This is a genomic window from Streptococcus pluranimalium, from assembly GCF_047785705.1.
Taxonomy (GTDB): domain Bacteria; phylum Bacillota; class Bacilli; order Lactobacillales; family Streptococcaceae; genus Streptococcus; species Streptococcus pluranimalium_A.
Window position 1 is genome coordinate 12,996 of record NZ_JBLOJV010000020.1, and the last position, 17,080, is coordinate 30,075.

At 39.8% G+C, this 17,080-nt stretch carries 7 protein-coding genes and 4 pseudogenes; 2 read left to right on the forward strand and 9 right to left on the reverse strand.

The window, feature by feature from the left end; genetic code table 11:
- Nucleotides 1-178: 178 nt before the first annotated feature.
- From ACMZ6Z_RS06085 to ACMZ6Z_RS06115, 7 genes and pseudogenes are all read right to left on the reverse strand, one after another.
- Nucleotides 179-553 carry a TnpV protein gene (locus ACMZ6Z_RS06085; protein ID WP_001140406.1) on the reverse strand — a complete coding sequence of 125 codons (375 nt, stop codon included), beginning with the start codon at nt 551-553 and terminating at the stop codon, nt 179-181.
- Nucleotides 534-1,046, reverse strand: a pseudogene (locus ACMZ6Z_RS06090) (hypothetical protein); the annotation flags it as partial. The gene ACMZ6Z_RS06085 and the pseudogene ACMZ6Z_RS06090, both read right to left, overlap by 20 nt.
- Nucleotides 1,047-1,138: 92 nt before the next feature.
- A complete protein-coding gene (locus tag ACMZ6Z_RS06095) occupies nt 1,139-2,917 on the reverse strand; it encodes a reverse transcriptase/maturase family protein (RefSeq protein WP_256778522.1) in 1,779 nt (592 codons plus the stop codon).
- A 509-nt stretch (nt 2,918-3,426) separates the two neighbouring features.
- Nucleotides 3,427-8,877 (reverse strand): annotated as a pseudogene (locus ACMZ6Z_RS06100) (DEAD/DEAH box helicase family protein); the annotation flags it as partial.
- Nucleotides 8,878-8,925: 48 nt separating this feature from the next.
- Entirely contained in the window at nt 8,926-9,477 is a 552-nt protein-coding gene (locus ACMZ6Z_RS06105; RefSeq protein ID WP_277290636.1) for a hypothetical protein, read from the reverse strand.
- Nucleotides 9,461-9,652 (reverse strand): calcium-binding protein, encoded by a 192-nt coding sequence (locus tag ACMZ6Z_RS06110; RefSeq protein ID WP_001068448.1) that lies wholly within the window; start codon nt 9,650-9,652, stop codon nt 9,461-9,463. Before ACMZ6Z_RS06110 ends, ACMZ6Z_RS06105 begins: the two co-directional genes overlap by 17 nt.
- The gene (locus tag ACMZ6Z_RS06115; protein ID WP_416131701.1) at nt 9,653-14,548 is read right to left on the reverse strand and encodes an SspB-related isopeptide-forming adhesin; all 4,896 of its coding nucleotides are present in this window, start codon (nt 14,546-14,548) and stop codon (nt 9,653-9,655) included. It abuts the gene before it with no gap.
- Nucleotides 14,549-14,718: 170 nt separating this feature from the next.
- Here ACMZ6Z_RS06115 and ACMZ6Z_RS06120 point away from each other — a divergent pair, with 170 nt between their 5' ends.
- Complete coding sequence (locus ACMZ6Z_RS06120) at nt 14,719-15,309, forward strand: type IV toxin-antitoxin system AbiEi family antitoxin domain-containing protein (RefSeq protein WP_256769962.1); 591 nt, start codon at nt 14,719-14,721, stop codon at nt 15,307-15,309.
- Nucleotides 15,306-16,151, forward strand: coding sequence for a nucleotidyl transferase AbiEii/AbiGii toxin family protein (locus tag ACMZ6Z_RS06125; RefSeq protein ID WP_256769960.1), 846 nt, complete (start codon nt 15,306-15,308; stop codon nt 16,149-16,151). Before ACMZ6Z_RS06120 ends, ACMZ6Z_RS06125 begins: the two co-directional genes overlap by 4 nt.
- A 62-nt stretch (nt 16,152-16,213) precedes the next feature.
- On the opposite strand, the pseudogene ACMZ6Z_RS06130 reads toward ACMZ6Z_RS06125, so the two are convergent.
- Nucleotides 16,214-16,498: pseudogene (locus ACMZ6Z_RS06130) on the reverse strand (CHAP domain-containing protein); the annotation flags it as partial.
- Between the two features lie 113 nt (nt 16,499-16,611).
- Nucleotides 16,612-17,080 (reverse strand): annotated as a pseudogene (locus tag ACMZ6Z_RS06135) (Abi family protein); the annotation flags it as partial.

Below are 17,080 nucleotides of genomic sequence, written 5' to 3' on the forward strand. Positions count from 1 at the left end.
ACTGCTACTTTTTGTTCCCACTATCAAATTGACAGTTTATTTAAGAATATCTTGCCGCATATTTATTAACTCCTTGTATAATACTGAATCTAATTATATTCCTTAACCCTTTATTTGTCAAGCTGACAAACTAAAGCAGAAAAAGCGGCAGGATTTCCCCCTGCCACTAATCATCTGTTTATGCAAAAATAATTTCCTTTTCCACAATCTCCCTCGCACAAGCCCTTATGTTATTGAGGCATCCTGTCCATTCTAAGGCGTTTTCTGCCTTTAGCTGTTCCGTTATGCCCTGTGCCTGTTTCATACCCTCTATGAGCCTTTCAAAGCGTTCCTGTGCCTGTCTGTCAATGTCGGCAAGGTAAGCGTTAAGTCTGCCGCTTGTAAGAAGATTGGTGTATGTAACTTTGCAGTGATGCTTCAGATAATCCAAATGCCGCTGTCCCCAGATGCCTATCGGCTGTTCTTCTTCGGCGGGTACAGTTAAGCACGGTATTAAATAATCGCCTTGCCTTTCGTATTTGCCGCCCATTTCCTCAAAAATTGTCTTTGCCATTGTCTGTTACCTCCACATTCTTTTTTATTTTGAATGTCCGCAAAATCCGTCCTACATCAGAGGGACGCCAAGGAACATCTAAATGGTGGACAGCTTTCATGCGTGATTGCACGTTTAGACCCGTTCCACCTTTTTCCGTAGAAGCCATGAGAATCCGCACTTCACCACTATTGACCTTTCGTGACAGAGAATTTTTCTTCTCATCAGTATTGGCATCATGCACAAAGGCAATTTCTTCTTTTGGAATCCCTCGATCAACCAGCAAAGCTTTCAGTTCATTGTAGACATCAAACCCTTCTTCCTTACTTTTAGGAGTTCCAATATCTGAAAAAATCATCTGAGTGGCTTTGTCTTCAGCTCCATCACGGTAGATTCGTTCGACATTATCCACTACTTGAAGGATTTTCTGATTATCCGATAAGGAGTAAGCAGGGTCAATCAACCGCATATCAATGGCTAGTTTTCTGGCTTCTCCTGTGTAGGGTAGGATACTAGCGAGGTAGTCATTGCGACCCCTTTTCCATTATCCCCCCACCGAACCGGACATGATACTTTCGCATCATCCGGCTCTCCAGTAATTTCATTTCATAAACGTGTATTTATTGAACCATTATGTATTGCATGGTGACAATCCCGACAAGTCACTAGCGTTTTTCGACATCTTGCTGACATGATTTCTTTCCACTTTGGAACTAATTTCCCATTGTGTTTGTTCAAGTCTGCTAATTTTCTGATATGATGTACCTCTATGTTCTCCTCACTTCCACATAGCTCACACTTATTTGCGAGTAATCGCTTGATAAGCTCTGTTCGACCACCATAAACTTGATACGGAGCATCTTCTATTACAGCTTTCTTTTTATAAGAAAGTGAAATGCCACCCCATGTTGCAACTAGAGGAGGTTTATCTTCTCGAGGCACAACTACCTGTAAACACGGCACAGTTCGGCCATTCGTGCTAGTTGTGGTAGTCTTATATTTAGCTAACATTTTATTAATGGATGACTTATGTTTAAATGCTAATGTTTTAAGGAGTGATGTTTCCATATACCAATAGACTTTTGAGAACCATGACAAATTTTGTGCCAATATATAATATTGAACCAACCCTCTATATTCTTGTTGGTAAGTTTGAACGATACTAAAGTCATCATCATGCAATAAGTTATTACGATGAATAGCTTTACCATTTTTCATGTATTGGCGGCATTTGCTTTCAATAACTGATGCAGGTACAAATAATGCGATAACACCATTGGCACTCCGTCTCCCTTTGTTATCAATATAATCATTGACACGTTGTGCTTTTATCTTATATCCCAGAAATTTAGCTGATTCTCCAGTCGCATGGGTAATCAAAGTCTTTTCTTGAGAAAGCTCCAAAGATAACTTAGTATTTAAAAAGTCTCCAATTTGCTTCTTTATAGCCTTTGCCTCAGCTTTTGAACCTGTAAAGCCTAGAATAAAGTCATCCGCATACCGAACATATCTTAATCTCCGATAGCTGGTATCATAAGTATCAACTGAAGGGAGATTTCTTCTCTCAACAATTAACTGATGAGCTTTTTTATAATCTCCTTTATCCTGATAGCATTTAATTCTTCTACTCAAACGATTATAGGCTGAGTTTGCTTTCTGCTTGTTACCTCTTGTATATTGAGGTATCAGTTCTTCACCGACCCACTTATCAAATTGATGTAAATAGATATTAGCTAATAAAGGACTAATAACTCCACCTTGCGGTGTTCCACTAATAGTCTTGTGAAACTTCCAATCATCAAGATATCCTGCCTCAAGCATATTTTTGATAAGCCTAATAAACCGACCATCCTGAATTTGTCTAGACAACATAGTGATTAATACATCGTGGTCAATCGTGTCAAAATAACTAGAGATATCTCCTTCTATGAACCAACGTGTCCCTTTCCAGGTCTGAATTTCTTGTAAAGCTGTATGACACCCTCTTTTTGGTCTAAAACCATGAGAATGTTCACTAAATTGTGGCTCATAATAGGCTTCTAATATCATGCGAATCACTTCCTGAAGAAGTTTATCACTCCATACTGGTATTCCCAAAGGACGGTGTTTTCCATTCTTTTTAGGAATGTACTCTCTCCTAGCTGGTCTCCAATAATAGGTTTCTCGTCTTAATTGTTCAATAATCATATCTATTTTTTGAATAGACATTCCATCAATCGTTTCCTCTGAAACACCCTTTGTCATTGCTCCATTATTCGGGTATAACTTTGCATAGGCTATCAGATAGAGTTCACGATTAAATAGTAACTTATAAACCCTTTCGAGTGGTTTATCTTGTTTTCCACGTTCATGAATGACCGTTAAAATAGTTTTGGCTGTACGCATCCCACGCACCTAATCCTTTCTAACTAATCGAAATTACCTGTCACCCTTCGCCATGTACAAGGATTTCCCTTGCTCGGACTACTACGGTGACTCCGTTACCATAAGGGTCTCCCCTCTTAGGCAATCCTGCTATTCGTTAAAAATGTACGTTCTAGTAACCCTTAGGTTCCTCACTCATTCCTTTATTCATACTTATCGTATGCTCTTTTACTGTAGAAAGTTATTCGTCCAAAATCACAACAACGAATATACAGTAACATCGGTCTCAGTTACTTTCCGATGGGCGATGCTTTGCACCTAGTCAGAATTGAGGTTCAAGCAGTTTAGCCTTAACCATAGGTTACGGAACTTGCGGCACATCAAAGCGTTGTAACTCGCTCCTTATCCGCTTTACTAACATGCTATTGTCCCCTTTGGGTTTCCCCGCTAGGTTAGTTAGTTGCTCCTATTATTTACTTTCAATAATATCCCTCTGTGAGGGAGATACATTTTTACGCTTAACAGCGCACGATTTTAAGCATGTTATCTCTACTTGGATCAACACTACCTGACTTGATAGCGTCCGAACGCTCTACCAGCTCTTCTAAATAGAATTTCTGAGCTTGCGTTAACTCGCTTTCCACCGCAATAATCTTAGCTTCAGGTACAGGTAAGTCGAGCATATCTGAGGTCTGAATATCGGCAGTTTCCTTGTAGATTCGCATGAGTTCAGGAAGGTTGACAAATTTCTTGAACCGTTTCTTGGGTTGGTACTTATCTCCTGTCGGGGCTAGTTCCATAGAGTTTTCAATATTCCCAAAAGCCCCAACCCATGAATCAAAATTGGATACCTGGTATCGCTCTAAAACATCAGGTTGAATGTAATTCATCATGGTGAAAAGTTCACTAATAGAGTTAGAAACTGGTGTTCCTGTCGCAAAAACGACATTTCTATCTCCATGCTCTGCCTGAACCTGTCTCACCTTCATCTCCATGTCTACGTTCTTTTTTGAAGTCGTGTTGGTAATGCCGGCTACATTCCCAAGTCCAGTGATTGGACGGATATTCTTGAAGTGATGAGCCTCATCCACAAAGAGAAAATCAATGCCAAGGTTTTCAAATTCGATAAAGGTATCTCGCTCTAGTTTTTGGAGTTCTTCCAACTGGTGCTCCAATCCCTTAATCGAACGCTCCGCTTCTTTCACCGTATAATCAGAATCACTTCCTAGCTTGATTTCTCTGAGTTGCTCAAGTTTGTCATTGATATAGGTGACCTGTTTTTCACGACTCATCGGTATTTTCTCAAACTGGGAATCCCCAATGACAATCGCATCATAATCCCCTGTAATAATCCGAGACACAAACTGCTTACGTTTGGCTTTGGCAAAGTCTTTCTTAGTGGTCACATAGACTTTTTTGGTTGGGAAGAATTTCATGATTTCTTGACCAAACTGAGCAGTCAGACTAGACGGCACCACATAAAGTGGTTTATGTACCATTCCGAGTTCTTTCAGTTTGAATCCTGCCCCAAGCATGGTCAAGGTTTTTCCAGACCCTACCTCATGGGCTAGTAGGGCACGTTTTTCCTCCACAATTCGTTGAATGGCATTCTTTTGGTGAGGACGTAAGGAGATATTCTGGGCAAGTCCATCAATGGTTAAATGACTACCATCATAGGACTTTGATACTGTACGATTGTAGAGCCTATTATAGGTGTCTTCAATCATTTGTTGGACTTCTGGATACTTTGCTACAAAACCTTGAAAGAGTTCTTGTAGGTGTGTTTCCTTGGCACGTAGGACCGTTGTTTTCTCCACATCTGTCACATTCTTTTTCTTATCCCCTTCGACAACTTGTTTTGTGATCGTTGGTTGATTGGAATTCAGGAGATTTTCGAAGATTTTTCGACCACTATCATAGCGTGAAGCAGGGACACCTAAACTCCTATCCGTTGCGTTGGAATTGGTGTAGGCAAACTTAGATTGGTAAGTGATAACCCCGTCAATGGGACTGACTTCAAGGACTGTTGCTACTTCTTGGTCTGACAGTTCATAGGCTTTCCCCATAAAGGTTTCTTGGGCAAATTTTCCGTAAACAGACAAAGGAATCCAGCGTGAACCGATTCGATAATCAATGTCTGCCAAAGTAATACGTGCTGGTTTAATAGCTTCTAGAAGTCCTGCATAATGTGACCAGTTAAAGTCCTGATTGTCTTGTTTGACGAATAGGTCCACCACTTCTGACTTGGTAACGACATCCCCTGACAGAAAGTCTTGGCGAGAAACATAGGTCAATTCTCCATTCAAATACTTCTCAGGATCAGGCATAATGAGGTCGCCTAACTCCTCAATCAAGGTCATCTGCGAATCAACCTGATAGATAGACATCATATAAGCGAAATCAACACCTCGTCCGTCAGCCAAGCTCGAATTTAAGGCATCAAGGGCAGTATGTACCTTTTTAACCTCTTTTTCAGGACGCACTAGAGCCTTCTCAAAGGCAAGAGATTTAGTATAGATAACAGACTTTCCACTTGGATCCAGACTTTCATCTTCCAAACTAGCAAGAAGCGAATACTTATCATCACTATCAAAAAGATTGCGGTTCACAGCACTATTCAAATACCCATAGCGTTTGACAAAGCTATCATAGGTACGATTGAGTTTACCTAACAAGTGGTTAAAGGTCTTCTTATCATAGTCATAATGGCGTTGAATGGCAATGACCTCTTGGTAAGCATTGCGAATATCGACCATTCCTTTGATTCGTGCCACTTCTTTATCAGACAAAGGAGCTTCATAGAAAACTGTCTTTTTATAATATCCCTTAAACTGACCACGTTTGGCTGCATCATCGGTCACATAGACATCCAGAGCAGTGCTATCAGTCACTTCTAAGGCATTAAAGCGATCAATCTGCTTTTGAGAATGCTTGGTGTCCCATGCTTTGAAGTTGCCCTCTTCATCGACATAGTAACTGATTTCTTCCGTCTTGGTTCCGACTCGAATGCCTTTGTTATCTCGATAGTAAACTGTAGACCCCTGATAACCAAAACTGTACTGACCTAGATTCTCCCTCATTTCAGCTGGAATGGAGGTATCAATGACTTGTTTGGTCAACACATCTGGGTTAATGATGACCTCATTTCTATCAATTTCTCTTGGGGCCTTAACGTGATTTAGAGCAGTTTGGACACTTACAATCAAGTCATCACTAGTCCCCTTAACAGACAGTGTTCCGCCGTTAAAATTTCTGACCTCGTAGGTTCCTAGCACTTGGCTATTGTATTCTCCATCAAAGTAAGGATTGAGCCAAATGCGACTATCCTTGTCATAGCGAATGGAACCTGAAAAGGCTAAGTCGTCTGCCACATATCCCTTGTTCAGGTGTTTCTGGAAGAATAACATATCCGTTGTGACACTCGTTCCTGCAATGGCCTTAAAGGCAGAATCAGGCAGTCGAACCCCACCAAGAAATTCAGTTGTCTCACGAATATCTTGTAAAATGTTTTCTGTTCGCTTATCCATGGTTCCTGTTGAAGAGATAATCGCTACTTGTCCACCATCATGGACCAAATCAAGTGACTTTTTGACAAAGTAATCATGAATCATGTAAGGCCTATCGTACCTGTTATCCGCAATTCGTATATTGGCAAAGGGCACATTTGAAATCACCAAATCAAAACTATTATCGTTAAAAGCCACCGTCTCAAAGCCCTTAATTTCAATGTGACTATTGGGATGAAGGTGTTTGGCAATAGCTCCTGTAATTGTATCTAATTCCACACCATATAACTCACTCTTTTCTCTTAAGTGTTTGGGCATTGCTGCAAAGAAATTCCCTGTTCCCATGGAAGGATCTAGGATTTTGCCACCTGTAAAGCCATCTCTTTCCAACTTATCCCACATCTGACGGATAAGGGCAGGGTCTGTATAATAGGCTGTCAGAGAGGACTGTTTCATATCCGAATACTCTTTATCTGTGACTAGGCTTTTCAGTTCTTCTCGTTCCTTAGAAAATTTTGGATTATAGTCATCAAAAAATTCATTGGCTAGTCCACCCCAGCCTACATACTTGGCAAGGAGTTCTTGTTCATTTTTACTTGCCTGGCGGTGTCCCGTTTCAAGTGTTTTAACCAAACGAATGGCCGCAATGTTTGTCTCAACCTTATCTCTAGCAGTCTTTGGATAAAAGTCCGTCATATCTTCTGGAAAATAAAAGTCCATTACTGGAATCTCTGGAATTGTTTCGACGACTTCCTCTTCAGGAATTTGATTATCTGTTTCTTCAAGATCAGTATCGTTATGACCTTTTTCTGAACCATCTGGTTCCAATAGTCCAATACTCTGAACTCGCTCCTCTTCCAGAAATGAAAAAAGATTTAGTTCTTGGCCCGCTTCTGCTAACTCTGTTTGTGGTTCTGTCTTTGGCTGATGAAGTGCCTGACTGACTTCTTCCCAGGTCCTCAAATAAAGAACTGGATTTTGTTCAATGATATCCGAAAAGTCATTGACTAACTCAATCCGAATCAAACCGTTCAATCGAGCATCGCTGACCGACACGACCTCAAAGGCCTGTCCCTTATAGGAAACCAATGACCCCAGAGGAAAAGTGTCCAATACTCTCTGGACTAGTGGATTTTCCGCAAATTCTTCATCAACTACTTCTTTTCTCTCAGCTTTCTCTAGCTTGCTCATCCAATCTCTGAGGGTTAAATCTGGCTGATTGCGTTTATCTTTTTCAAAATGTTCCGCATCTTCTCTACTGAGTTCTTGGTGTAAAAAGGCGTAGGCAACTTGTCGCAACTCTTCAAGGGAAAGATGGCTACCAAAGAAAAATTCAACCTTTTCATGACTCAATCCCATTTGGAGTAGTTCTGTCGTAAGGGCTAGTTGGGTTACCGAGGCTTTGGGATAACCACCTAATAAAGCAAGGTCCGCATTTTTCAAACGAAAACGACCTGCCGCATCCAATAAAATACCGACTTGGTCTGATTCAAACTGAGATAAATCAATCCCTACCTGAGTCAATTTTTCTTGATTTTCTATCCTAATGGCTTGTCCAATTTTTTCTAATTCCTTTTCTTCGACTGTGGTCAGCGTTCGTTTCAGCTCATAGGGACTACCATTAGCCTCTAGATAGGTTAGTAACTCTTCTCCCTCAAAGACTGGTATCATTTCCATATCAGTATCAAAATCACCTCGTCTAAAACTTGGGACTTTGGAACGTTCATTTCGAATTTGGTCAAAATATGTTAGAATCTCAAATTTACGTCGTAAGGATAACTCTTCATAAGCTGGCAGATGACTGGTTTTTCCTATTTGAACATCTAGTTGAGACAAATCTACATCCAAACTAGCAATAATTAGCGATCCCTCTTCTCTAAATGATATTGCTTGATGAACACTAGCTTTGTGCTCATCACCAGTTTCTTCATTTTCTAGAACTGTTTCATCAGCTCTTGTCTCCAGCTCAGGCTCGTAAGTTAAGAGAAACTGTTCAATATCTCGGCTAATCCGATCCGCTAAATTATTAGCCACACGATACACATTGACCAAATTAGCTCCCCTACTCTTTTGTAATAGAGAATCTGGTGAAATAGTTTGGTAGTGTCCATTTGAGTCTAATAATTGAAAACGAGTGGCAAGATTGAACAAGGCCACTTCAATCACCAAGTCTTTTTCAGACGGCGATAGTTTGTCGAGTTTTTGGAGACCAGTTTGGCCGAAAACTTGTGTATAGGTCAATAGATCATGAGCAGTATCATAGGGACTAGCCTGGACAAAAGCTGAAACATCTGTCTCAAAGTGAAGTACCTGAACAGATCTTTTGATTCCCTGCCTATTGGTCATAAACTGACGAATAAGACTATCCCACTCCTCATCAAAATGCTCTGCTTGGTAATATAAAAACGCCTCAAGCAAGGCTCTATCACGAGGAATAGTGGCTCTCATCATTTGTAGTAAGACTTCTTGATTCATTTTCCCTCCCATTTTAAAAGGGCTGAGAGTGTTTCTCAGCCCTTTGAGTTAATCTAGGACCAAGGTTCGTTGGTCTCTTTCTTGTGGAATACCTTCCATTACAATTGCCACATAGTGTTGTAAGAAATGACTTTTCTGGTCTAGTAAATCTTTTTGCAAGGCAAGGTGAACCAAATCTCCAAAATAATCCTGACTGGAAATAGCCAAGTCCTGTTGGATCATGGCCTGTAAGGTTTCAAGGCTAAGTGGTGAATAATCGTCACTATCCAAAACCTCATACTGTTCCAAGGTTTCTGAGAGACTATTTGAGGACATTAAATCCATAATAAAATTAGAGCCTTCACCTGTTCGGTACAGCTTTTCCAGAATGTCAGTCATATCTGCCTGTACTTCATCCTGATAACTATCAACTTTAACTCGTAGCTCATCACTTATCAAGGATAGGTCATCCTCATCCATATAATCTTGATAAACCTGATTGAGGATTGTTCTATTAGAAATACTTAATTCCAAAGAGAGAAAAGCTTTGATAAACTCTTGGTAATCGACCTTCTCCATTTCAGACAAAGCCTCTTTCATGGTGTCAAAGTTCCAAGCCATCACACAACTCCTTTTGTGGGACTAGTGGTGAATGTCCAGATTGTAGCTCTTCTAAATCAGCTTGACCATCACCATCTGTGTCAACAGACTGCGGATTGGTTCCCAAAGCTAGTTCCTGAGCATCTGTCAAACCATCTTGGTCTGAATCCTTTTCATAAATAGTTTTTGGATTCATCTACTTCTCCTCCTTTTTCTTCAGTCCATAAGCCGTACCAAGTAGAATACCAGCTCCAATCAAGCCCAAAAGGGATTCCTGTTCCCCTGTATTTGGCAAAACGCTTGCTGGAACAGGCGGTGCAATAGTCTCAATTGGTGGTTGAGGTGGTGAGGGTTGATTTGGACTTGGTTCTTCAGGTTGAGGTGTATGTGTTACAACTGTATTTGAGCTGATGACATAGCCATTCACTGTATGAAGGTAGGTATTCTCCACCTGACCAGTCGCAATCCGTTTCATCTGCAGGTAAACATCTGCCTGAAAGGCTGAACCATCAGAGATAGTCTCTAAAAAGGATTTATCAAATGAAATTGACACTAGGCCATTTTCTGTATCCACCTGTTGCAAGGTATATTTCGTGACTTCTGTCCCCTCTTTTAAGACAGAACCGTCTTTGAGGATGACATCCGTCATCAGATAGCTGCGATAAACACCATTATACTCATCATGCTTTTCATCATAGTTATCTTCAAAACCATATTCAAATAAATCAGTCGCACGATTGCTTGGAATCAATGCTCCAACCAAGCGATAGTTAAAGGTTTGATGCAAGGCCACTTCTTTCCCGTCAAGGCTCTCATATTTATGAGACAAGTCGATCACCACATCTTTTTGTGGGTCTAATTTTGGAACATTATTAACCACTGTTTCCGTGACATAGGCCAAGCCAAAATCAATCTGATAGGCTGTATTTTCATACTGACCACCTGTTTTGGTCAACTCATTTTTAACTGTCATCGGAAGCGTGACAACTAAGGTTTGACCAGTCCTCACATAGGTCTCATAAAAGGTTTTGGGATCATCGCTACTAAGGACCTGAATGGCTCCTTTAGGTGTAAACTGGCGTTTAGCCATGGCATCTTGAACAACTTTCGGAGCTTCTGACAAACTAGCGTATGTGCTAACAGAAATACCAGATACACGATTGCCATCCTTATCCAAAACTTGAATGCCGTCAGGAATTAGGGTAAGGGCTTCTTCTGGGTAATCGTCTACCATGTAAAATCCCTTGGCAAGAACATCATCCGTCACGACCATGTCCTTGTATTGACTGTAATCCAAGACAATTTTGTAATAATTGACCGTATTCGGAAGAACAGTCTTTCCATCAATTGAAATACCTTCTTGGTTGGTATTAGACTTATGTGGAGTTACTTTAGGGACAAAATTGGTCACCGTGTTGGTTTCATAGGCTTGCCCAAAGTCCACCTGATAAGCCACGTTTTCATAAGACTTCCCTGAATTAAGCATGGTTTCCAAAACCGTCATCGGAGTGACAATGGTAATATTCTCCCCCTTGGTCACATAAGATTCAAAAAAGGCTTGTGGGTCCTCAGGCATGAAAACTTGAAAAGCTCCTTTAGGCTGAATTTTTTGTTTCGAAAGGGCTGCTTGTAGCATTTTAGGAGCTTCTGATAATTGAGAATAAGCCTTCACCGTGATTCCTGAAACTGTTTTGCCATCAGATGTGACAAACTGAATAGCTACTTCATCCGGCAATAAAGCTTCTTCTGGATAATCATCCACAAAGTAAAAACCTTGTGCAATCTGAGTGTTGTCTGCTTTAATCCCTCGGTATTGGTCCAAGTCCCATGAGAGAGTATAGTGATTTTGAGTTCCCACTAGCATGGGCTTCCCATTGATGTCTACTTTTTCTTTATTGAGGTTTTGTTTCTTGGGTACTGGAGAAACAAGGGTGTTGGTCACTTCCTTGGTTTCATAGCCATTGCCGAAATCAACTTGATAAGCCTTGTTTGTATAGGTCTTAGTTTGACCATAGAGACTATCTTTAACTGTCATTTTGGTCAGTAAAGCTAAAGATATTCCAGTTTGAACATACTGGTCATAAAAGGCTTGGTTGTCATCCGGCAAAAAGACTTGAAAGGCACCTGTCGGTGTAATCTTAGCACGAGCTAATTTATCTTGAAGGTCTTTAGGTGCTTCATTTAGGGAAGCATAGTTTTTAACCGTTATTCCTGATACCTTCTGACCATCAAGGGTTGTAACACCCGTGCCATTTTCCACCACATCAAGCACTTCCTCTGGGTAATCGTCCACAAAGAAGAAGCCTCGTGCAATTGTCTCTTTAGCAGAACGATCTCCCTTATACTGGTCCAAATCCCAAATCAATCGGTAGTGGTTGGTTGTGCCTAGGGCTACGACCGTGTCATTAATGAGGACACCATCCGCATTTTCATTGTTTTTATCTGGTGTAATGAGTGTGGTTGTCTCCCCATCACCTGGTGTACGAACCGTTACAACATTTGAAGTGACTGTGTAAGCATTGGTTGTACTCTTGTTCAAAAGGAGTTTGTAACTATTGGAATAGGTTGCCCCATCATTTTGAACAGAACCATAGAGTTTTGGAGCAGTCAGTTGATAAACCTTGGTTAAATCTTTATTTACCTCCTGCAACAAGTTTTCCTTTGCGGTCAAGGTCACAAAATTCTTAGTCTCATCAAAGCTAAGGACATAGTTTCCATTCTCTTTTTGTGTTGTTTCCTTATCAAATAGGTAACCAGCAGGCAAGTAGTCCTCAAAAATGAGACTAGTCGTTTGGGCACGATTGGGCGATAAGGCATCAACTGTTAAGGGATAAATCACCGTTGAATCTTTTGCGACAGTTTTCTCATGAAGATTAGCTTGGTCACTATTGACCACTTCTTTCATAATCTCTGGAGTTGTCGTCAAACGGTACGCATGATAATGGACAGTTGGTGCTTGTGGTGGCGTTGGAAGTTCTTTTGGAGTAGGTTTAACAGGTAAGGTTACTTTGGTCAAGGTCAGACTAGGCTGCACCACTTCTTTCAAAGGCTTTGGCGTGAAGGTCACAGGCTTTTCTGGTGTAAAAGTTTTTGGAATATAGACATCTGGTGTTACCGTAATAGGTTCTGGAATGGGTTCAAGTTCCACCGTTACATGAGGTTTGGGACTATATGGTGTTACAGTACGTGCCACTGGTAGGGTATTTAAGGCAAACCAGTAAGACAAACCAACATTCTGTGGCATATCACCTTGGCCAAAGGTGACTGTGTAGGTATTTCCTGATGTAACTGTTGAGACAATTGCTCCTTTATAAGCATAACGACTTGATGTGGTATCCCATTCCTCAGGTAAATTCAAATCACTTGCACGGTTGGAACCCAAAGAACGTGCTAGACCTTCATTAGTCACTTGAACGGTAGAACCATTAATCGGCACAAATTTCCCAGAAGTATCTTTGACATATTCTAGACCAATGTCATTATGATTGAGGGAAGAATGTGTGAAGACTCCTGGCTTTTCTTTGGAGAAGGTAACTTGTGAACCGTCTTCCAAGAAATACTTAGCAACTACACGAAACTCCATCTTGTCTGTTCGCCAGTCACCGTTTCCGTCATTTCGATAGGCAATAAAGCCCTCTGTGGGATCGTTTGGTACAACCAATTTCACGGCATTGGTTCCAGCTGGTGATACAAGGTTGGTAATTTCGTAAGTCACTCGACTAATCTTTTTACCATCAAATCGTGCATTTTGAAGATTTTGATAGCTAAAACTAAGAGTCTCACCTGTTTTGAAGCTGTCATAGATAAAGAATCCTGTTGAATCCAAAATTCTTGAGTAGCCACCCAGCATAGCATCACCAGTTGAAATGATCTGATTAGGATTTCGGGTATTGGCTCCATGTTGTGCTTGTGGCTCACCGTTATTGAGATTGAGGGCTTGAGCAAGGGCTTCAGAAATATAACCTTCTGCACCTTTTGAAATCTCGGCTAAGTCACGTTGATAGCGTTCCAATTCTTTGGTATTATAGGCATTAATCGCTTCATTCTCTTTTCTGGCTGTGGCTTCTTTTTCTTTATTACGTTTTGTAATAGCTTCAATCTCGGCTGCACGATTTGAAACTAATTGTTGTTTCTCCTGATTAGCTTGATCTACTGCGGCTTGACCTGTACGGTTTTCAGCATCAATAGCTGCTTGACCAGCCTGATTACGCCTTTCAATGGCTTCATTATCTGCCTTTGCCTTAGCAAGTCCAGCTTCATTTTCTTTTTGAATAGCCTGATTTTTCGCAACAATATCATCTGCCTTTGTTTTCTTTGTTAGATAATCCGCTACAGCTTGTTCGTTAGTTGATTGAATGGTTTCAACCGCCTTGCCATAGTTTGTATAGTCTAGTACAGATGTCCCATTTCCTGATGAAACTACTTGTTCTTTCACTGTCACATCAGCATCTGCATACCGAGTTTTTAGGTCATTGACTTTAGAATCAACCCAAGCATTTGTCTCTTTACCAGTTTGGTTGGCCTCTTCGTAGGCCTGTGACAGCTCCTTATTATCCTGTTCGATGCGAGCTTTTTCATCCTCATAAGCTACTTTGTCAGCTTTGTAGGTTTCAGTGACTTCATTAATCGCCTCAACTTGATTTTGGACATCTGCTTCAGCTTTTGAAATTTGTTGGTTGGTCTCTGCCGCAGAAGTTGTATTTCCCAAATCCATTGGACTATCTTCAACCGTAGAAACACCTTCAACCTTTGCCTCTTCTACTGCTTTTGTTACCGTATCATGTGGTACAGTGACAGCAATCGCACCGCTATATTGTCCAGTTAACGCTAAACTTTCAGTTTGTTCAGATACAGGGTTTGGCTGTACTTCTGGTAAATTTGTGGCTGGATTCTCCGTTCGTTGGATGGTGGTGTCAACTGATGACGTGACTTCATCAGCATGTGCAACCGTTCCTCCCCAAGCAACAACAGCAGTCACCATGGTTCCAAGGGCAACCGAGCAAAGGGTTCGGTATTTTTTACTCTTACGAAAGACGTGTTTCTCGCCTTTTTCCTGATTGACAAGAAAGTGATAATTACATGTTTTGGTCATAAATAGTCCTTCTTTTCTTTTATTCTCTAGCAACAAATTGTCACTCTTTCCTCATCATAAAAAAGAAGGCTTGATTTTGTTATCACAATAAAATGAGGGAAAAGAAAATGTTGCTTTTATACCACAAATATTGTAAAATTGTAGTGTAAAAGCAACAAGTGGGAGGCCGTATGTCAAAAAAAGAGATTCTACTCGATTTTATAGAAAAGAACAATGGCATTGTCACAAACAAAGATTGTAAAGCACTAGGTATTCCAACAATATATTTGACAAGACTAGAGAAAGAAGGCATTATCTTCCGAGTTGAAAAAGGTATTTTCCTAACCCAAAACGGAGACTATGATGAATACTACTTCTTTCAATATCGTTTTCCTAAGGCTATTTTCTCTTATATTTCGGCACTGTATCTACAACAGTTTACAGATGAAATTCCACAATATTTTGATGTGACAGTTCCTAGAGGCTACCGCTTTAATACTCCTCCAGCTAATCTAAATATTCACTTTGTCTCTAAAGAATACAGCGAGCTAGGAATGACTACTGTACCTACTCCTATGGGAAACAACGTAAGGGTATATGATTTTGAACGTATTATTTGTGATTTTGTGATTCATCGAGAAAAAATAGATACTGAACTTTTTGTCAAAACACTTCAATCTTATGGGAACTATCCTAAAAAAAATCTAGCAAAACTCTATGAATATGCGACAAAAATGAATACTTTAGAAAAAGTTAAACAAACTCTGGAGGTTCTAATATGAACAAAGCTAAATTAACAGCACTCTGTCATAAAATATCAAAGAATACTGGTTTAACCTTTAATTCCGTGATGACCTATTACTTTCTTGAAGTGATTTTGAAAAAATTAAGTCAGAGTACCTATTCAAATCACTATATCTTCAAAGGAGGATTCCTACTTTCGAATGTCATCGGAGTTGAATCTCGTAGCACTGTTGATATTGACTTTTTATTCCATCAAATAACACTATCAGAAGAAACTGTTAAACAGCAACTTGAAGAAGTTTTAGCAGATTCTGAAAAAGGTATTTCTTTCACAATTCAATCAATCACAGCTATTAAAGAAAGTGATGACTATGGTGGCTATCGAGCAACAATTTCGTGCCAACTTGAGAATATTAAACAAGTTATCCATTTGGATATTGCGACAGGTGATGTTGTAACTCCTCAGCCGATAACATACGACTATAAAGCTATTTTTGATGAAGACAATTTTCCAATCATTGCTTATACAATTGAAACAATTCTAGCTGAAAAACTCCAAACCATCTATTCACGAAACTTCTTGAACAGCAGAAGCAAAGACTTTTACGATGTTTATATTCTTTCAAAACTGAAGAAAGAAGACATTGACTTCATTCAGTTGAGAAATGCCTGTCAGAGAACATTTTCATATCGCGAAACAGAACTCGATTTTGTAAAGATTATTGAACTACTCGAGAGGTTCAAATCTGACCCTATTCAGAATAAACAATGGCAAAATTATTCAAAAAAATATAGCTATACAAAAGGGATTTCACTTGCAGATGTTCTTGATGAGATGATTCGTCTCATAACAGTTCTCATTTCTATACATTCTGATTAATCGTGACAAAAAAACACAAAAGATATGCTAACAAATCAAGTTATTGTTAGCATATCCTTTTTTTATTTCGTCGTATAAGCAAAACTCAAGCTACTGTCCACTCCAGATAATTTACGGAAGGTATAGTTTGGATTGCCATTATAGTTGGTTTCTGAGATAAGAAATGAGCCATCTGAGTAGACTTTCTCCACAAAAGCCACATGTCCGTATTCTGTTGGTGTGCCATGTCCTCCTCCCGCAAAGGAAAGAATAGCTCCTGCTTGTGGACTTGTCCCTGTCTCCCCACCGAGACTTGCGGCTGTTCGTACCCAATCTTGGCCATTGCCCATGGTACTGATAATCGGCAGCACAACCGATAACCTCCGAAGAATACTTAAAAATAAAAAAAAGAGGAGGACTGACGCATCAGACCCTCCCAGACGTGACTAGCACACCCCAATTCGATACAACTATGATACCACTAATTTCGTTTTTCGTCAATAAATTTACTTAATTGTTGAATTGATGTTTTTCTATTTGTACTGATAATCTTAAAGAGAATATCACGATTATTGAGTGAAACATCAAATCGTTCAACAATTTCATTGAATTGATTGATGTAGTTATTGAGGACTACTGTATCAAATTTTAGAATGTTCAAAGTCCAAATTAGTAGAATGAAATAATCTTCAATGAAAACACAAGTGAATGTCGATAATCCTAAATCTTGTTTTATCTGTTTTTTGAGTGCTTTAGATACACCGCTTGAAAAATTAGCATCAAAAATCGCACTGTTGTGCATGGTAGCATTCCTTAACTCAATAAGAGCATTGACAACTAACTCGAGAGAGTTTGACCTATTTGGAATGATCGTGAAATCTTGATTCAATTTTTCACGACTTGACTTAGTTAAACTTCCTAAAAATCTACTAAACTGTCCTAGAGTAATA

Coding starts and splice junctions, on each gene's coding strand:
- ACMZ6Z_RS06085 (WP_001140406.1), bottom strand. CDS start 553: ATGGCAAAGACAATTTTTGAGGAAATGGGCGGCAAATACGAAAGGCAA.
- ACMZ6Z_RS06095 (WP_256778522.1), bottom strand. CDS start 2,917: ATGCGTACAGCCAAAACTATTTTAACGGTCATTCATGAACGTGGAAAA.
- ACMZ6Z_RS06105 (WP_277290636.1), bottom strand. CDS start 9,477: ATGGCTTGGAACTTTGACACCATGAAAGAGGCTTTGTCTGAAATGGAG.
- ACMZ6Z_RS06110 (WP_001068448.1), bottom strand. CDS start 9,652: ATGAATCCAAAAACTATTTATGAAAAGGATTCAGACCAAGATGGTTTG.
- ACMZ6Z_RS06115 (WP_416131701.1), bottom strand. CDS start 14,548: ATGACCAAAACATGTAATTATCACTTTCTTGTCAATCAGGAAAAAGGC.
- ACMZ6Z_RS06120 (WP_256769962.1), top strand. CDS start 14,719: ATGTCAAAAAAAGAGATTCTACTCGATTTTATAGAAAAGAACAATGGC.
- ACMZ6Z_RS06125 (WP_256769960.1), top strand. CDS start 15,306: ATGAACAAAGCTAAATTAACAGCACTCTGTCATAAAATATCAAAGAAT.